Here is a 17,900-nt window from a genome sequence, read left to right as displayed (position 1 = left end):
CCACGCCAGAAGGAGTGAGGAGAATGTGTTTCAAGCACTGATGCTTTTGCACTTCGGTTTTGAAACTACAGCTTAATTTTATCGAACACACATTAAATAACCATTCATCAATGACGAAAAAACTATTACTAACCTTTATGGTCATGCTATGTGCCTTAGCAGCGTTTGGAACACAACGCAGCGCAAAGGACATCGAAAAGATGTTCAAGGGTGTTACAGACACGGAGGCCATAATGAGCGGGATTTCTTTCCAAGAAGGGAACTTATTAAAAGCAATTGTACTTTCAGAAAGTACTCCAGACCTCAATGATGTTGAGCAACAACTAATCAAGGATTATGCACAGGTTGTCCTCATGTGCAATATGAAAGGTGCGCCTTTTAATTGCTACTTCGTTAAGGACGAAGAAAACAAGCGCGGAATTGTATCCCTGGATGGCAAAGTGATGGTTCCACCGCTTTCTGGTAATATCTGCAATATTCCCAATGGAAAAGATTTTGGGCTATTGCTTGTGGGAGAACTGTCAAGACCAACAAGTATAGGACTACTTCAAAAATGGAGTACATTAATGGCTTCTAAAGATAATGAAATGCTGGGGCTTTTTAGTGCTATAATTGTAGATGCTGACAAGCCAACTATCCATAGTCTTTTGCCATTAGACAAATACATCTTTCTTTCGCTTGGTAGCAAAGGAAATGGTAAATTTGATATATTTACACTCAAAATTGTCGGTGATGATGCTCTTTGGGGCATAGTTGACATAAAAGGTAAGCAAATTCTGCCCAACAAGTACACCGGTTTCTCCAGAAAGAGTCATTTTCTTGATATGAACAATACTGGCATGTGGGGGAAATGGGTTGGGTCTACTGAAATGGATATGTCTGAAGCTTTGGCGTATAGCAAAGACATGAAAGCTGAGACCCAGCGTCGCAGAATGGAACTTGCTGGAACGCTTAACGCATTTGGAGATGCCATGATGACAACAGCGGAAACAATTGAGGTAGTTCAAAATGCTGGCGAAGCTGATGATTTTGATGACTCTTCCGACTCTAAGGACGGTAAGGAATCAAAATCAGATAAAAATGATATCTCGAATCAGCAAAGCTATAATGCTGATAAATCTACATATGCCAAATATGATAGCATGTTGGCGCAGGTGTTTGCAGGCAATCGAGACGCCTCGTTATCAGAAATCAAACAATGGCAGAAGAAGATGAAAGAGCTTAGAACCAAATGGGAGGCAAAGGGTAAATCTTTCCCACACTCCGCAAACGAAGGCAAATAATAGTCTCTCCCCACTATAGCATTGAAGCGATTAAGACGCTGCAGATTTCTGTAACGTCCTAATCGCTTTTTAGACTATAATTTTTTAGACTATAATAATGTGGCGTAGTGTTTGCTGCCAATGACGGTAAACTCGTCAACGTGCTAATCGATACGCTCGCTATTGCCTGTCTATCTCTGCTGCCTTTAATAACCACGGCAATGTCAATGTGCATTTCATAGGCTTAACGTAAGCCAAAATGTCAGTGCCATGTGTTAAAAATCGTATTTTGGCAGGTATTATTTGAAAATACAACTGATTCATAAATCCACTTTCCTTAGCATTACCCTGTTTGTTCGTCTGTCCTCTGTTGTCCCCGTAAACGCCTTATTAGCAGGTGTTAGAAGACTTTTGTGCCTTTTTATTAGCCTTTTACAGAGTTTTTTTGTAATTCTGGAAGATTTTTATAACCACTTTATTAGCAAGCAGTTCTGAGGATAAGGTAAAAATGAGGTAATGATTTGGCAACCCTGTCTATTTCTACGTTCTGCTGTGAGTTGCTGTCAATGTCTCTCGTCTTGGTACAAAAGTAGCAATAAAAATCGGATACACATCAAAATGTCCCATGATTTTTATCACAGGACGTTTTTTATCTTCGCTGAATAATCCGGTTTAACCGTTACTTCTATTTTCGGCAAGTTGCGGGCTATGATTGCTGAAATTTATACTTTAATCCATACTCTTCCAACTTGCTATACAGCGTTGTACGTCCGATTCCGAGCAATTCGGCGGCAACCTTGCGGTTTCCGTTTGCCTGCTTCAACGCGCGTAAGATGCGTTCCTTGTCCTCCGCATCGTTTCGCAAGGCGAAGCTGACAGGTGAGGTCGGTTTCGTTACGGCAAGTTCCAGATGCTCTTTCATGACAACTCCCGTCTGTGCCTGCAACACCGCGCCCATTATCTTCTGCCGAAGCTCACGGACATTACCCGGCCACGGATGGGTCAGCAATGTCTTACGGGCTTCCGCATCGAACCCAGTCACGCTACATTCCAATTCATTGTTGGCAATCTCACGGAAGAACTCCGCCAACGGCATGATGTCCTCCTGACAGTCACGCAAGGGCGGAACAGTTATCTCGAAGTCGTGCAAACGGTACAGCAAATCCTGTCGGAAACGTTTTTCAATGACCGCTTTCTCCAGATCCTCGTTGGTGGCGGCGATGATGCGGACATTGAAGCTCTTGTCCGTCTTGTCACCTATAGGGCGGTATCTCCGTTCCTGTATGGCACGGAGTAACATCTGCTGGGTTTCCAATGCGAGATTGCCTACCTCATCCAAGAACAATGTGCCACCCTCTGCCTCATTGAAGTATCCTTTCTTTGTGCTGTCCGCACCCGTAAACGCGCCTTTGACATGTCCGAAGAATGCCGAGGGCGCAAGGTCTTTGGAGAGTGAACCGCAGTCCACAGGCACAAACGGTTTCCCTGCCCTTTTGCTCTTATCATGCAGATGGTGGGCGATATGCTCCTTGCCCGTGCCGTTCTCTCCGAATATCAGCACGCTCATATCAGTAGGGGCAACTAATCTTATCTGTTGCATGATTTTCTGAAAGGCGGAACTGTCACGGGCAAAAACGGGCATACGATTTCGTCCGATACTCCGTTCTTTCAGGATGGTATGAAGCAGAGGCATAAGTTTATCCTCCACAAGCTGCTTGGGGATATAGTCCAGCGAGCCGAGTTTCATACTTTCGACTGCCGTATGCACTTCGGCATAGTTGGTCATGATGATTAACGGTTGTGTCATGCCTTCCTTGCGCATCCATCGTAATAGGTCGATGCCGTCACCGTCGGGTAGTCGTAGGTCAGAAACCACGATGTCCCCGTCTGAGGCTTGTTGCAGAAGTTTCTTCGCGGTCGAGAGGTGGTAAGCCTGCACGGTACGGAATCCTTCCCGTGCCAGCAGGTTGCAGACAAACTCGCAATACACGATATTGTCCTCCACCACGATGATTCTTGTTTTATCCATTTTCGTATTTTTCCTTTCTTCTTTTGCCTGCCGGATAATTTCAGCACCTTTATCCAGCACAGCCGGTCACCGCTTTGCATATCGCTTCGTCATCTGGAGTGGCACTTCCATGAAGTTGGGCGTAAAGTTCCCTCAATGGCTGGTCGGCACGGAGAATCTGCCATGAACTTCGCAGATGGTGTGTAAGTGTGTCCAGTTCTTGGAGGTCTTTACGCTGTTCTGCATCCTTGACCGCCTGCATTTCCTTTTCGGTTTCCGCTATCAGTTTGTCCAGCATGACGGATTCATTGCCATAAGATAGCAGAGTGGAAAAATCCGGCTTTTCATCCAATATGCTGCTTAATGCGCATTTATCCGTAATCTCCATCAGTTCGGATATGGAGAACGGCTTGAACAGGCATCCGGCAAATCCACGCCCTATAAGTTCCTCCTTGCTGCAACTGCCCGAAGCGGTTGTCACGACTATGGGAATACTCTTCGAGTTGCCTACATTGGATGAGCGCAACAGTTCCAGCAGTTCAAAACCGCTTATCTCAGGCATATTCAGATCCGTCAGAAGCAGGCTGTATTCCTTTTTTCGTATCAGCTCCATCAGTACCGAAACATTGGTACAGGTATCGCAGTGCATCCCTTCATGGGCATACATTTCTTTCAACATAAGGAGAAGTACCTCGTCATTGTCGATGGCAATCACATCATGGCAGATATGATTATGGCGCATTTGCGCTTGAATTGTCTGTTCCGGCAGTTCCTCGGCTGTCTGCATGGGAATTTCCACCGTGAAGCGGCTCCCTTTGCCTTTCTCGCTTTCCAAGCGTATAGTTCCACCGAGCATCGCCACAATACGCTGCACGATGGACAATCCTAATCCGAAGCCGTCTTTTGCGGCGGCATTTGAAAGACGTTCAAATGCACCGAATACTCGTTGTTGCTCATCTTCGGTCATGCCCGTACCGGTATCTTCAACGATAAGTTTCAGCAAACCGTTATCATAATCCGCTGCCAATGATACACTACCGTTATCCGTGAACTTGATGGCGTTTGACAACAAGTTGTTGCCGATTTGCAGGATACGTTCCTTGTCGGTCAAAACCACCGCATCGGTGTGGCTCTCCACTATCAAAGTCAGACCCTTGTTCATGGCAATGGGCATGAACTCCGTTTCAAGAATATGCGTGATTGCGGAAATCCTGCAAGGGGAAAGGTTGGGTTGCTCCTTGCCGTTGTCCAGACGGAAGAAATCCAGCAGCGTGTTGAGCATCTCCCGCATACGCTCGGAAGATTGCCGGATATTATCCACATACATGGTGCTTTTATCCGCGCTACAACTTTTCTGCATCAGTCCGGCATAGCCTCATTTTGTCAATCGTATTTTTTCGTGGTAGAAGTAGTTTACGATGACAGGTTTGCCTTTTTCCGAGCGTCCGTATGGCAGATCGTTTATACGATACGGGAAGCCCTGCTCCTTGGCGTAATTTGAAATGTCCTGCTCCAATGCCTGCCAGTATTCAAGCCTTTTTTTATTGTAAATTTCCTCGTAAAGCGGTATGAGGTCAGGATACTTCTCACGGATATACGTCATTATCCCGCCTTTGAACTGCCCGCGTAAATTCAGGTTTTCAAGCCAGATTAAATCAGCATAATCTTTTACCTCCTCTATTATTGCCTTCACGTCTGTTATTCTGGGGAATATGGGCGAGACGAAGCATACGGTGCGGATACCTGCCTCGTATGTCTGACGCATCGCTTTCAGACGGCGTTCAATGCTTACGGCGTTGTCCATATCTGCGCAGAACTGCTCGTCGAGCGTATTGACAGACCATGACACAGTCACTTTGGGAAAACTCTTCAACAGGTCGAGATCGCGAAGGACAAGATCGGACTTTGTGCATATCATAATCTCGGCATCGCTTCCTCGCAGCTCTTCGAGCAGCCTTCGGGTACGGTGGAATTCTTCTTCATACGGATTGTAACCGTCCGTCACAGACCCTATTACAACACGTTCACCGTCGTATTTATGAGGATTCGTTATCGGCTTCCAGTTTTTTACATCTAAAAACGTACCCCACGGCTCGGTGTGCCCGGTGAACCGTTTCATGAACGATGCGTAGCAATACCTGCAGGCGTGGGGACACCCTACATAAGGGTTGACCGAATATCCTCCCACCGGCAGAGAGGATTTGGTCATTACACTCTTTACATCTATTTCCTTTATTGTATCCATATTCATTGTATTCGTCTGGTAAATTGTTCCGGCAATTCCTGAATCATTCTTTCGTCGCCCATAATCGGCAGCAAATCCTCTTTCATGAACACCGGTATGCCATGAGCCTTTGCCTGTTCTGCAATGCTAAGCACCCATTCGGGGCGCGAATATGACTTTCCTTTTCGGTTTCCGGTCTCTGTGCCTATGACAATCCAGTCAATTCCCTCGAAATCAATCTCGCCGATATCATCGAAGAGAGGTTCAAACGTGACATGGTAGTGTCGTGCTTTGATATTCTTTTTCAAATCATCAATCCTCCTTTTCTCGGAACTGCGCGTGACGGTCACGCCCATCCATACGTTCTCGTCGTCAGAGGAGAAACTGATTTTGTCAGGGCGCTTCGTCAGAAAGATATAGGCGTGCTGGGGATTGCTGCTGATCCGCTCGAAAATTTCTGCGTTCCATTCAGGCTTCCAATCGGAGAAATCGCTCATTCCTGTCATGAGCCACACATGAGGACGGGACGTATCGATGATGCGCAGTTTTCGTTCCATGTATTCAGGCACGGAAAAGTCGTCGGTAATGTGGAAACGGCGGCAGTTGTTACGGGCATAGCAGTAAGGGCATCCTATAGTGCACCCTACCACTATGTTCATGTTTTTTATCAGGGATTTAATGCAGACACTCATAACACAACTGTTTCTCCGTCCTCCGGGATAATCAGCCGGCTCATGTCGGCTTCGTGATGCGTTGCCTCATTGCGCAGAATTGCACGGGTGGTCTGGCAATGGTCGATGGCATCCATGTGTACGGCTATCAGCTTGATATGCGAAGGCAATTCGTCAAGTATCTGCATCACTTCGTTCTCGTCGGGGATGATAGGACCGTCCGTTTTGGAAAATTCGGGAAAGATTGCACCTCCGGAGTTTACCACGATATAGTCAGGATTGAACCGTTCCACGGTGTCTCGGATACATGCTTCCCATCGGCAGTCACCCATTATATAAACGGTCGGGAAGCCCTCGGCTTTTAGCACATAACCTGATACAGGTCCCATCATCTGCCCGATCTGCCCGAAACCATGATGTCCGGTCGTGCGGTAAATGGATATGCCGTCTATTGTTTTTATTTCTTCGATGGGTATCACATTTGTAAATCCGTCGTTTCTGATGGCGTCCGCGTCCTGGGGCTGAACGTAGAAAGGAATTTCTTTGGGCAAATGTGTGGGGACACTCGGCTCGTAATGGTCGATGTGATTGTGGGTCAGGAGCACCATGTCCACGCCTCCGATAATATCCTGAATAGGAATGGTGAGGTGTACCCTCGGTGTTTTATTCACACCGAGGGCCGATATCAAAGTGCCTTTGTCGGCTAAAACGGGGTCAATTAGCATGGTGTGTCCCGCATACCTGATTTTCAAGGTGGCATTGCGCACCAATTGTACTGTGGATGTCTTTTTCATGACTATATGTCTTGTTATTGATTACGGGTGCAAAGTTCGGAAGAATCCGGCGAAACATCTATGCCTGAAAAAACGGTAATTATGCCATTTTGATAAATGAAATTATTATCTTTGCAAAAACGACAAGGATATGGACGAGATAATCAACCCTGATCGACTGGTCAGCGTACCGTTCAACAAGACACGCTGCGGCGTGGATTTTTACATCAATACTGCCATAAACAAGGACATCGGACTTGTGCTGACAGAAAACAAGCGGTTTAAGACAGACTTCTTCAGCTTCTACTTTTTCCGTAAGGCAAACGGATATTTGCTACTGAACTTCCGCAAGATTGAACTGCGCGACGGCATGGTTCTCCTGCTTTCACCCCATCAGCAACAAGAGTGGCATGTAGATGAGACGGCGTTGGATTACACGTTCCTTATATTCCGCGAAGATTTCATGCGTACTTTTATCGCCGACAAGTTCTTCGTTTTTCGCCTTTTGTATTGTTACCAGACAGATACGCCGCCTTACATCAATGCCACACATGACGAAATGAAGGAATATATGCGGCTGCTCGGAAAGATTAAGTATGAGCTGATGAATCCAGTGTCCGATACGTACAATATCATTGTTTCCTTACTATATTATCTTTTGCTGATTATCAATCGTACATACGCTGCCGCCTATTGCTTGCCCGCTGAAATTGCTAAAAACAATTTCGCTTTTCGGTTCAAGGACTTGTTGGAACAGAATATCCGCACCCACCAGCGGGTGCAGGAATATGCAGACATGCTTCATGTCAGTCGCATCACACTCAATAACTCAGTAAAAGCCCAATTCGGAGTATCAGCTACCCATTTGATAAAACAACGTCTGCTTGAGGAACTGAAGAACGAATTGCTATTCTCCAACCGCACTGTCAGTGAAATGGCGGATGATTTCAATTTCTCTGATCCGAGCCATCTCATGCGCTTCTTCAAACAGCAAACAGGCAAAACATTTACTCAGTACATGACGGATTACAATAAAGGCATATACGAATAACTTCTTAATATAGTCGATAGCGGCTATCGAAATATGGTTGTTGATGTTCAGGCGTTTTTGTACTGCATGAACCATTTTACGATTTCTGGATCTTCGTGCGAGCCGAGTAAGAAAGGCTTGTCGGTATCCAGCGTCTTTATCCGTGCCATGTCGTCGGCCGACAGGGTGAAGTCTAATATGTCGAGATTCTGCTTCATGCGTTCCGGTTTCACAGACTTAGGAATAATTATGCACACTGATATTTATCGCGCCCGGACAGGTGTTCGGTGCGGAAGATGACGGCATGCAGTTCCAACCAGATGGCTACCTGCTTATGTTCCATCCCGACCTGCTGCGGAATACACCTCTCGGGCGGATAATGCGTGAATATTCGTTCTTTTCCTACGAGACAAACGAGGCATTGCACCTTAGTGTGGAAGAACGGCAAATCATCATGGATTGCTTCCACAAGATTCAATATGAATTGAACCATCCGATACACCGTCACAGCAAGAACCTCATCACAGACAGCATCAAGACGTTCCTTGATTACTGCACACGTTTCTATGACCGCCAGTTCATCACACGCGACAACCAAAACCGAGACATCCTCGCAAGATTTGAGCGGTTGCTTGACGAATACTTCCATGATGGGGCTGCTAAACGGATAGGCTTGCCCACTGTACAGTATTGTGCAGACAAGCTCTGCCTCTCGCCCAACTATTTCAGTGATTTATTGAAAAAAGAAACAGGTTCAACCGCCCTGCATTTCATTCATGACAAGTCTATTGAAATAGCCAAGACGGAACTTGCATCTACAGACGACACCGTTAATGAAATCGCCTATAATCTCGGTTTTCAGTACCCGCAACATTTTACCCGACTGTTCAAGAAAGAGGTAGGTTACACTCCGAATGAATATAGAGCGCAAGTGTCGTGAGAATTGGATTAGTACAGAATATTAGAACCCAACACCTCTCTTGCGCTTAACTTTCTTCCTTCTGCGAAGTATATCCACCATTTCCTGATTGGCTTCCGCATCAGCAGCGTTATAAGATGAGCCACTGCTTTTTAGCAATCCCCAAGAGCCGTTGAACAACTCGCTTTGTGCCGTGCCGGACGGTGCGCTTGGTGTAGCCGTTTCATATATTCCGGCTGTTATTCCCATACGTTCCCTGCATCTGTTGTGCTGCAAAGCCGCGTCAATCTTGGAATAACTGAAACGCCTGTCCACTTTGGAGCCGTTGAAATGGTAGCCATTCATGGAGAATACAACACCCTGCACCTCGCTGGTCTGCCCCTTATGCTTGAAATGTACTTCCACTCCCTGCCGTTTCAGGTTGGCGATAAGCACGTTCCAGTTGCCGCATCTGCCGACTTCCATTTTGATGATGTCGTAAAGCGCATATTTCGTCCTGTCTGGCTCTTTCAGGCGGTTGCGTTTGACATTGTCCTTTCCGCCAGCCATATGCAAGCCGTATTTCAAGGTCAATTCCTTGCAGATGCGGGTACTGCGCAGACGCTCGTGCCTGTCCGATATGGTATTGCCGTTGTTGTCTATGCGGTTGAAAGCAATATGCACGTGCGGATGCTCCTTGTCGAAATGCTGGGCGATGAAGAACTGCGTATTCTTGATTCCCATCCGTTCCATATATTCAAGCGCGATGCCTGCCATGATACGGTTCGTCAGCCGTAACTCATCCTCTTTGGAAAAACTCAACGCGATATGTCCGACAGGTTTTGTCACCTTATCGTTCATCCGTGACTGGGCATTGAAACTCATGGCGATAGTTTCCAGATTTTCCATAAACAAGCCTTCGCTTGCTACTATCTGCGTATCCTTCTTCTTGTCGATGATGTAATCCACCACACCCTTGAAGTCGCTTCCTTTTACGATTTTCGCCATCATATCCCTATCTTGGTTATAAGTTCATGAATCCTTGCCACTGCCACCTTGCAGTCCCACCGTTCATCGTGGAAGCCTCCGGCGTTTGCCTTACGCGCAAGCTGGTTGAGATTGTTAGCCATGCCGCAGAGTTGGCGGATGTATCCGGCATGTTCCTCCGACAGCCGTTCTTTCACATGACCGTTACGGAAACATTCCCTCATGTACTCGCTTGGTGATACGCCCGCCTCATGCGATCGTGTCAGCAGGCGGAAGTAGTCGGCTGCCGTCATTTTCACTGCGATACGGTATTTCAGTTTCTCGGTTGCTTCCTTCTTGGGGCGACCTCCCTTGTTGCGTTCCTTGTGTTCCTTTGTCTGTTCCATATTTTATTCCTTTTAATTCGGTTACTGATTCAACTGTATAGACCGACGGGATGCCACCTCCTGCAATTTGGATGGTGGGTGGCAAGCGGTTTCGGTACACCCGAAACACAAACTTGCTACCTCCCAATCCTTAAGGAATGAGTTTCGGGCATCTCCCGTTTTTCTCATTCGGGATGTCATAATCCCAACCCTTTCTTCTTGGGTTTTACGATAGTTCTTGGCGGTGGACTAACGGCTAATTTCTGCCGGATTCCACGCAGGTAATCGTTCAGGTCTTTATGCCCTTTGTAGTTGTCGGAGAAGTCGCGGATGCGTCCGGCGAACTTCCTTTCCAATTCCCGATACGCCTTTCTTCCCGCCTCGTCATTGTCGAGCATGCAGTGGATACGTCCATACCCGTGCAGCACATCTATAGCTTTGGAAACATTGGCGGTCGAATTGAGGATGACGTAATCCTGCCTGTCAAGGTCGGGCAAGTTCGAGCAGTTCCTCTTCCGCAACGTGAGGAATGAAAGATAGTCCATCATGCCCTCGAATACAAGGCATTTCTCTCTCGCTTCTCCCTGTTGCCGAATATGGCTGATGTCTTTGGGTGCGACACAGCCTTTGAAAAAACGGTTACGCACTTCAAATCCTCCCGCCACATTCGGAAAACCGATGGCGAAATAGGGCTTGCCGTTATGGGTGAAGTGGAGCTCTTTACATTGCGCCTTTGCCAAAGCGATGTTTATGCCCCGTTCCTGCAAGTATCGGAGCAATGCCGGATGGGTGAGTTCGCCCACCTCCAAATGTTGGAAACTCGGTTCGGATGCCTGCTGGCGAAAAGAGAAAGATATGGGACGGATGTGTGGTGCCTGTTCCGCTATCTTGCCAAGCAGATAAGGCACATGGTCGGATGCGTACAGTACCCCTGCAAGTGCGATGATGTTACCACCTCTTCCCAGTCCATAATCGAACCACAGGTTGCGGTCGGTGTTCACCTTGAACGAGGCTTCCGTTTCCTGACGGAACGGGGATTTATACCACAGGCAGTTTCCCTGTTGCTTTACGGGCGAATAACCCAAACTTTGCAGATAGTCCGCAATTTTGATTTGTTTTGCTTCTTGGATGTTCATGATATAATTTCTATGGATTTGATGATGACTGTAAAAACGTTGATTTGATGAATGAGATATGTATTGTCCTATACGTTAATGCTTTATATTCTCAACATCTTCTCAACAAACCACTCACAAATAGAGAATCCAACAAACTGATGCTGTTTCCCTCTCAACTTTTCTTTTCGATTGTTGAGAATTTGTTGAGAGTGTATGCTGTTTATTATCAGTATGGTTATATCATTATTCATCAATTCAACAAAAAAAGAATAGTATTACAGGGATTCAAGTTGTTCCCTTGTGACGGTGTAGAAACGACCGACTCTTTTTATCGGCTCATATCGACACTCCCGATTATAGTTGAACTGGTAGGTGGTATAGGTCAGCCCGTTGGATGCAGGTGTGAGCTTCCAGCACTCCTGCAAGACTTTCCGGACTTGGTGCTTTTCTACCTTTACCTGCGAGTGTATTAACAAAAGAAGAATATCGTTATAGCAGAATGAGAACGTGTCCGTGCCTGTACTGTCCATGATGTCGAGTATAAGCTCGCACATCTCGATTTCCAGACGGTTACGGTTGCTGCGGATAATCTTTTGCAAGGCTTCGGTATGCAGTAATGACGGGGCAAACCACATCCGGCTTTCTTTTTTCGTTGCCATCGTCCTGTGCTGCAAATGATACAGGAAAGCCGGGATTTCCGCTTTCAGCTTTTGCAGGAAATTGGTATCGTCAGATTGCAAGCGGCTTATCTTTCGCACCCAATAGCGTGTCTCGCCAGCGTCAATGATGACAGGCAGATACTCGTTGTTGGAACACAGCACGAACTTGGCGAAGAAGGCTATCTCGTCACGGTCTTTGCCTTTGGCTTCCACCTTGTAGGAGAGTGTGGTGCTGAGGTTCTTCAACCTCTCGCTGTCTTCCCTGCGGTTGAGCAGCACCTCGTCCACTACGATGAGCAGTTTGCCCGTCCAGTCGGAATTGAACTGGCTGCGGAAATCCTCGTTGGTGTTGAACGTGACGTTGTTCTGAAACACGGCTTTCAGGAAGTTCAGGAACGTGCTTTTGCCTGTGTTACGCTCTTCCGACACCAACAACAGGATAGGCAGTTTCTGTACTGGTTTCAGGTAGAGCAGTTGAAGGTAATCCATGCCCAGTTCGTACTGTTCACTGAAAATGTGGCGCACCAATGACCGGATACAGGGAAACTCGCCTTGCTGCGGGCGGTGCTCTATCGGTTCGTAGAGGTTCAGGAACTTGTCCACCACGGGACGGTAGTCCACATGGTCGGGGACGGTGCAGAAGCCGTCGTACTTCGGCACGGTGGCGAGATAGTCCTTGCCGTAGTCCTGCCGCAGTGTTTCGTTGTTCCACACGATGCGCTTCTTCACATAGCCTCCGTTCAGACGGGGCTGGTTCACTAACTTGTAGAGGGTAGTACCCACACGGATAAACTCCTCATTTTCAAAGTTGCCTTGTTTCATTAGCACTTCATTTTTTTGTTTAATCAGTGCAAAACTCGGCAATTAGCGCAGAACGGATTAACAACTCACGCATACCTCACGTAAGATTTTCTTGGATTTGGCTTTATGACATACAACAAAAGCCCGAAGAAATGCCATTCTAATGGATTTTTCTTCGGGTTTGTCGTAATCGTACGTATGAATGGCAATACACCTATTCACATACTCGTATAAATACATTGTTGGCAATGGGAATACGCATAGGTCTCACTACTTCATGTCGTCATATCATTAGAACTTATGCCTGATAATTAGACATATCCCAACCATTTATACCCAGCGAAAAGAAGATATTTGTTTTCTCTTTTCGCAAGTACAGCCTTTTAAATATGGCATTGCGCACCTGTTCCGCACCGAAGCTGTCAATGCGGAAAGCAAGTGCGACTATCATCGGAAAGCTGAACACATCGGCATGATACCCGTTCTCCTGCCGAACATACTTCTGTACCTCGTATTCTTTTAATGCTCCACTGTTATAGATGTTTCTGATGGCAGAACGAAGTGTCGGAGCAATTACTCCGAACAGTTCCACCAATTCCGGCTCGCTCATCCAAATGTTTGAGACATTCTCCGGCATGATGATATTGCCGGATTCATTCACTGTTATGCTGTTTCTTCTCATACTCATGACATCGTTATTCCGTTAAACGTCTTACTCAGTTTGTCGCCGAACATGGTCAGGTCGTTGTCGAGCTTCTGCGTGGTTATCTTTGCGTAGAGTTGGGTCGTGACTATATTCGTATGTCCCAACACACGGCTTACGCTTTCAATGGGCATCCCCTTGCTCAAAGCTAATGTTGCGAAGCCATGACGACTGCAATGAAATGATATTGACTTGGTTATGCCACATTCCCTTATCATCCGTTTCAACGGTTTGCAGATAGACCAATAGTTCAAGCCGGGGAATATACGATTGTCTTTCTGCATCGGTCGGTAGCGTTCGACTATCTGCAAGGGTATATCCAGCAGCTTCACTTGGAAGGCGACTTTTGTCTTGTGGCGTTTGGACAATATCCACTTCTCGCCGTTCACCTCCACGATGTTGTCATTCGTCAGTTCCTGAATGTCCACGAATGACAAGGCGGTGAAACTGGCAAAGATGAAAATGTCACGGATGTATGCGAGCTTGCTGTCTGCAAACTCATGTGTCATGACCGCTTTCAGTTCATCTTCTGTCAGATACTCGCGTTCCTTTACATTGGGGCTGATATGGAACTGGATGAAAGGATTGCGCGGTATCAGTCCGTTATAATGCGCTTTCATGACCACGCCTTTCAGCCACATACAGTTTGCCCATATCGAACCGTTCCGCAATCCTGCTTCCGTTGAGAGGTATGCGGCGAACTCCTTGATGAAGTCGGGTGTAAGTTCCAACATGGACATATCGCTGCGCCTGTAAAACGACTTGATAAAGGCGGCTACATGGTTTCTTGCCCGTACACGTGCCCGATAGGTAGCCATCACCCTGTCCTTACCGACACGCTTCTTGAACACCTCGTTCTCACGGTCGAATGCTTTTAGTAGCGTCTCATACTCGCTACCGATGCCCTGATAGGCATTGCGTACCATTTCAGCCGTAACGAATGCTTCACGGTCGGATATGCGCTGGTAATGTTTGATGATTTGCGCTTTGATGTTGTCCAATGCAAGATTGATGTCCCGTGCCTCGCGGCTCTTGCCTTTAGCCCGGTTGCCCTTGATGTCCCAAAGCGTTTTCGGGACACTCTGTTTGCAACTGAACTGCGCCACAGTCCCGTTGATTGTAACCCGTCCCATGATGGGGACAATACCGTTTTTCTCCTTGCTGCCGTTCACGTAGAACAGCACCTTGAATGTGCTTCTTGCCATACTCGTTTTTTGTTTGCAAAGTTATTACTCAACGAGTTAGACCTTGATATGCCAACCTGTGCCACAAGCTGCCAAATACAACACGGTGTGTTAAAAATCACCATTCGGCGGGTAATGATTTGGAGACCGTTCTTCTTCATAAATCCGCTTTCCTTTACGTTACCTCGATTTTTCGCCTGTCCTCATTTGTCTTCGCAAACGCCTTATTGACAGGCATTACGAAGACATTTGTCCCTTTTTATTCGTCTTTTCCAGAGATTTTTCATAATTTTGTCTTCGGTGGTTATAGAGATAAGAGTATTTGTTTGTAATTCAGTACTATAATTTAATGCTTTTATCGCTAATCACTAATTTTTATCTAACTCACGTTAAAATAAAATGTTATTATAGTTAAGGGAATAAGGTATCAGGATTGTAGGATACTGGTGCATCTTCTTAGAATATCTCATATGAATGTAACAAAATATTGACGTTATGTCCAGACAAGAAAATTTTTGCCGCCGTTTGCGTGCGGTATTTACGGTGGTGATGGCATCCATTGCCTTATCAACAACTAATTATGCTATGGCTCAAAAATCAGTAAGTCCTCCTGACTTTGCCTATCCGAAGACGGTGTCAGCCAATGCCAAGAAATCATTGGAGAAGGCATTGGCTAAAAATGATGGTGAAGGGGTGCTCCGTTCTTTGATTGAATATACAACGGCAGAGAATCTCATCACAAATGAGAATTTTGCGGCCACTGCATCGAAGATTGCCGAGGTGGCAGAGAATGAAAAGGACGTTGTCGTCAAGGCCCTTCTGAAAGTCCTTCTTGCAGAAGATTATTTGAATTTCTATCAAAAGAACAGATGGGAATATGACCGCCGGGAATTGCCGCTTTCTCCTTTGCCCGATACTGTGTCGCAGTGGAGTGGAGACCAGTTCCGCCTTAAGATATATGGTCTGTTCTGTGATGCATTATCGCAGCCAGCCCCATTGCAGGCGGCTTTATTGTCATCGTATGGCCAGGTAATTGACAGTAATGACTTGACTGCTATATATTTCCCTACCATATATGATTTCGTGGCAGTACGTGCGTTGGAAGCCATGGAATCGTGGAATAAGGTAGGAGATGCTGAACCTAAGGAATATTGCCGTCAGTTGCGTCAGCGGTTATTGGATTTCCATAAGGGAGACGTTGCCCCTGAAATATATTGGACATTAAACAAAGACCGTGGCTCGAAACTGGATATTGCAGCCATGGAGGAGCTGTATAACAGGTATGAGAGGAGTGAGTACTCTGGCGATGTCCTTTCCGATATTCCGGTTTATTCCCTCTCTTTGCCAAACAGAAAGTGGCTAGCTTCAAAACTGAAGTATAACATCGGTAGGTTTACTGATTATTGGAACATCAATTCATTGAAGAATAGCCTGAAATCACTTACGAATCCAGGACTGACGGTTTCGTTACTTAAAAATATGGTATCTCCGGGAGTTCCATTTAAGATAACTGTGAATTCAGAAAACTGCACATCTGGCAAGGTGTCGATATATAGGGTATATCCAGGAAAAGATTTTGATTACAAGCAGTATAAGGATCTTAGAGAAAAGGATAAGGTTGCAGAGTTTCCGGTGGTATGCGACAGTGTTGCGCCTTTCGGTTATAGCTATAATATTGAGGCAAGCCTTGATAAGATTGGTTTTTATGTTATAGTACCAACGATTTCCGGAGAGCTTCCCGAGCAGGACAGGTATCAACTATTGCAGTGTACGGATTTGATGGGTTTGCAGTTTACTGGTGGTAATGACAGGTATATGTATCTTACACTTGATCCTGTTACAGGGAAGGCTGTAGGTAATGTAGATGTAGAGTTCAATAGTTACAGATATTCAAAGGGACGCAAGATTTCGGAGGGCATAAAACTTGGGCGTACTGATGCCGATGGCTGGCTTGGACAGATAGCTTCGCGTCAGGAATATCTGCGTGGACGGTACATCGCAAAGAAGGGGTCGAGCTTGTACGTGTCACCCAATACGGCGTTGCCTACATATTATAAATCCCATTCAGAAGACCGCAGTTATAGTGCCGACGGGTATACATCATTGGCATTATATCGTCCCGGAGACAGGGTGGAGTTCGCTTTTGTTGTATCTTCTATCCTTAATAATGATTCCAGGTTGGAGCAGGAAGCGCGTCTGCGTGCCATATTGAAAGATGCAAATTACAGCCCCGTAGATACTCTGGATTTGACTTCTGATTCTTACGGACGCGTATATGGTGCATTTATTTTGCCAAAGGCGGGACTTACTGGCCGCTTCTCAATTGATTTGGAGATACATCCGGATACCGATGAAGAGGATTCGGTAGGATCTGTATCGTTCACTGTCAGCGATTATAAGTTGCCTACATATTATGTAGAGGTAACATCGGTAAAGAAAGACTACCCTGCAAAAGGGGATGTAACCCTGGGGGGACGTGTGCGTACATATAGCGATTTTCCTGTTGCCGGTGCGGAAGTAAAAGTCAATCTTGAGTCAGCTGAACGCATGCGCTGGTGGTTCTCGCCTAATGGTGATGATATATATTCAACAGTCCTAACTACAGATCAGGAGGGTAAATTTTCTGTGACGTTCACTTCCGGTATACTCTCGCGCAATACAGACAGTCCGGATACGCGCTGTTTCCAGGCCAAGTTTGACGCTGTATCTCCTACCGGTGAAAGTCGGACAGCAGAAAAATATTTTACGACAGGGCGTCCTTACATGATCAATATTTCAATGGAAGGCAACGTTGATGTATCGCGTCCGTTTAGCGTTGATATCCAGGTGATGGACGATGAGTATAAACCTGTGAAAGGCCTGGATATAGACTATAAGCTGATGGATGATGATGAAAAGGTTGTGGCAGAAGGCAGGTTTTCCACTTCAGATCCGGTGGTTGACCTGTCGGCAGTACCAGCCGGTGAATATGAATTTGTGGTATGCACTGCTGATACAGCCATGGCTGAGTCACAGACACACGATGTGACAATATACCGTCCTACAGACAAAATTCTTCCTAACAGTGACGCATTATGGATACCTAAACTTAGGTATAAGTTTGGTAATGACGGAAAGGTAAAGGTGCTTTATGGCACAGGACAAGGCACAACAGAGGTATATGCCCTGATTTCTTACGGAAATAACCGTTTTGATAAACGGGTGCTGTCATTAAAGC

General features: G+C 46.1%; 15 protein-coding genes and 1 pseudogene. 4 read left to right on the top strand and 12 right to left on the bottom strand.

What is annotated here, in order from left to right; genetic code table 11:
- Positions 1-110: 110 nt before the first annotated feature.
- Entirely contained in the window at positions 111-1,283 is a 1,173-nt protein-coding gene (locus QZ331_RS12815) for a hypothetical protein (protein WP_294630912.1), read from the top strand.
- 685 nt (positions 1,284-1,968) lie between these two features.
- On the opposite strand, the gene QZ331_RS12810 is transcribed toward QZ331_RS12815, so the two are convergent.
- The 5 genes and pseudogenes from QZ331_RS12810 to QZ331_RS12790 all read right to left on the bottom strand — a co-directional run bounded on the left by QZ331_RS12810 (position 1,969) and on the right by QZ331_RS12790 (position 6,959).
- A complete protein-coding gene (locus QZ331_RS12810) occupies positions 1,969-3,291 on the bottom strand; it encodes a sigma-54 dependent transcriptional regulator (RefSeq protein WP_005775887.1) in 1,323 nt (440 codons plus the stop codon).
- 9 nt (positions 3,292-3,300) lie between these two features.
- Positions 3,301-4,645, bottom strand: a pseudogene (locus QZ331_RS12805) (hybrid sensor histidine kinase/response regulator); the annotation flags it as partial.
- Positions 4,646-5,521 (bottom strand): radical SAM mobile pair protein B, encoded by an 876-nt coding sequence (locus QZ331_RS12800; RefSeq protein WP_004329298.1) that lies wholly within the window; start codon positions 5,519-5,521, stop codon positions 4,646-4,648.
- Complete coding sequence (locus tag QZ331_RS12795; protein WP_004329299.1) at positions 5,518-6,186, bottom strand: radical SAM mobile pair protein A; 669 nt, start codon at positions 6,184-6,186, stop codon at positions 5,518-5,520. The genes QZ331_RS12800 and QZ331_RS12795 overlap by 4 nt, the downstream gene beginning before the upstream one ends.
- Positions 6,183-6,959, bottom strand: coding sequence for an MBL fold metallo-hydrolase (locus QZ331_RS12790; RefSeq protein ID WP_004329300.1), 777 nt, complete (start codon positions 6,957-6,959; stop codon positions 6,183-6,185). Before QZ331_RS12790 ends, QZ331_RS12795 begins: the two co-directional genes overlap by 4 nt.
- Positions 6,960-7,089: 130 nt before the next feature.
- Here QZ331_RS12790 and QZ331_RS12785 point away from each other — a divergent pair, with 130 nt between their 5' ends.
- Complete coding sequence (locus tag QZ331_RS12785; protein WP_004329302.1) at positions 7,090-7,989, top strand: AraC family transcriptional regulator; 900 nt, start codon at positions 7,090-7,092, stop codon at positions 7,987-7,989.
- 47 nt (positions 7,990-8,036) lie between these two features.
- Here the strand turns inward: QZ331_RS12785 and QZ331_RS12780 are convergent, their stop codons facing one another.
- A complete protein-coding gene (locus QZ331_RS12780) occupies positions 8,037-8,186 on the bottom strand; it encodes a hypothetical protein (protein WP_004329303.1) in 150 nt (49 codons plus the stop codon).
- 86 nt (positions 8,187-8,272) lie between these two features.
- On the opposite strand from QZ331_RS12780, the gene QZ331_RS12775 reads away from it, so the two are divergent.
- Entirely contained in the window at positions 8,273-8,908 is a 636-nt protein-coding gene (locus tag QZ331_RS12775; RefSeq protein ID WP_224201639.1) for an AraC family transcriptional regulator, read from the top strand.
- Positions 8,909-8,929: 21 nt separating this feature from the next.
- Here QZ331_RS12775 and QZ331_RS12770 read toward each other — a convergent pair whose 3' ends face one another.
- The 6 genes from QZ331_RS12770 to QZ331_RS12745 form a co-directional block, all read right to left on the bottom strand.
- Positions 8,930-9,877 (bottom strand): relaxase/mobilization nuclease domain-containing protein, encoded by a 948-nt coding sequence (locus tag QZ331_RS12770; protein WP_007560543.1) that lies wholly within the window; start codon positions 9,875-9,877, stop codon positions 8,930-8,932.
- On the bottom strand, positions 9,874-10,239 hold the full coding sequence (locus QZ331_RS12765) for a MobC family plasmid mobilization relaxosome protein (RefSeq protein ID WP_004329306.1): 366 nt from the start codon (positions 10,237-10,239) through the stop codon (positions 9,874-9,876). Before QZ331_RS12765 ends, QZ331_RS12770 begins: the two co-directional genes overlap by 4 nt.
- 176 nt (positions 10,240-10,415) lie before the next feature.
- Positions 10,416-11,354: a toprim domain-containing protein gene (locus QZ331_RS12760; protein ID WP_005775883.1), complete on the bottom strand. Its 939-nt coding sequence runs from the start codon at positions 11,352-11,354 to the stop codon at positions 10,416-10,418.
- Positions 11,355-11,611: 257 nt separating this feature from the next.
- On the bottom strand, positions 11,612-12,817 hold the full coding sequence (locus tag QZ331_RS12755; RefSeq protein WP_294630869.1) for a primase-helicase family protein: 1,206 nt from the start codon (positions 12,815-12,817) through the stop codon (positions 11,612-11,614).
- 277 nt (positions 12,818-13,094) lie between these two features.
- On the bottom strand, positions 13,095-13,484 hold the full coding sequence (locus QZ331_RS12750) for a hypothetical protein (protein WP_004328110.1): 390 nt from the start codon (positions 13,482-13,484) through the stop codon (positions 13,095-13,097).
- Entirely contained in the window at positions 13,481-14,704 is a 1,224-nt protein-coding gene (locus tag QZ331_RS12745; RefSeq protein WP_294630819.1) for a site-specific integrase, read from the bottom strand. The genes QZ331_RS12750 and QZ331_RS12745 overlap by 4 nt, the downstream gene beginning before the upstream one ends.
- Positions 14,705-15,178: 474 nt before the next feature.
- Between QZ331_RS12745 and QZ331_RS12740 the strand changes: the two genes are divergently transcribed.
- Positions 15,179-17,900, top strand: a 2,722-nt coding sequence (locus tag QZ331_RS12740) for an MG2 domain-containing protein (RefSeq protein ID WP_294630817.1), incomplete at its 3' end; no start/stop codon positions are given.

This window comes from uncultured Bacteroides sp., from assembly GCF_910586915.1.
GTDB lineage: Bacteria > Bacteroidota > Bacteroidia > Bacteroidales > Bacteroidaceae > Bacteroides.
Note: the sequence above shows the minus strand (reverse complement) of the source record. Positions and strands in the feature narration are given on the sequence as shown.

Excerpts from the sequence above, each read along its gene's own strand:
- QZ331_RS12755 (WP_294630869.1), bottom strand. The coding sequence starts at position 12,817 with ATGAAACAAGGCAACTTTGAAAATGAGGAGTTTATCCGTGTGGGTACT.
- QZ331_RS12745 (WP_294630819.1), bottom strand. The coding sequence starts at position 14,704 with ATGGCAAGAAGCACATTCAAGGTGCTGTTCTACGTGAACGGCAGCAAG.
- QZ331_RS12815 (WP_294630912.1), top strand. The coding sequence starts at position 111 with ATGACGAAAAAACTATTACTAACCTTTATGGTCATGCTATGTGCCTTA.
- QZ331_RS12770 (WP_007560543.1), bottom strand. The coding sequence starts at position 9,877 with ATGATGGCGAAAATCGTAAAAGGAAGCGACTTCAAGGGTGTGGTGGAT.
- QZ331_RS12775 (WP_224201639.1), top strand. The coding sequence starts at position 8,273 with ATGCAGTTCCAACCAGATGGCTACCTGCTTATGTTCCATCCCGACCTG.
- QZ331_RS12795 (WP_004329299.1), bottom strand. The coding sequence starts at position 6,186 with ATGAGTGTCTGCATTAAATCCCTGATAAAAAACATGAACATAGTGGTA.
- QZ331_RS12760 (WP_005775883.1), bottom strand. The coding sequence starts at position 11,354 with ATGAACATCCAAGAAGCAAAACAAATCAAAATTGCGGACTATCTGCAA.
- QZ331_RS12765 (WP_004329306.1), bottom strand. The coding sequence starts at position 10,239 with ATGGAACAGACAAAGGAACACAAGGAACGCAACAAGGGAGGTCGCCCC.
- QZ331_RS12810 (WP_005775887.1), bottom strand. The coding sequence starts at position 3,291 with ATGGATAAAACAAGAATCATCGTGGTGGAGGACAATATCGTGTATTGC.
- QZ331_RS12785 (WP_004329302.1), top strand. The coding sequence starts at position 7,090 with ATGGACGAGATAATCAACCCTGATCGACTGGTCAGCGTACCGTTCAAC.
- QZ331_RS12800 (WP_004329298.1), bottom strand. The coding sequence starts at position 5,521 with ATGAATATGGATACAATAAAGGAAATAGATGTAAAGAGTGTAATGACC.
- QZ331_RS12790 (WP_004329300.1), bottom strand. The coding sequence starts at position 6,959 with ATGAAAAAGACATCCACAGTACAATTGGTGCGCAATGCCACCTTGAAA.
- QZ331_RS12750 (WP_004328110.1), bottom strand. The coding sequence starts at position 13,484 with ATGAGTATGAGAAGAAACAGCATAACAGTGAATGAATCCGGCAATATC.
- QZ331_RS12780 (WP_004329303.1), bottom strand. The coding sequence starts at position 8,186 with ATGAAGCAGAATCTCGACATATTAGACTTCACCCTGTCGGCCGACGAC.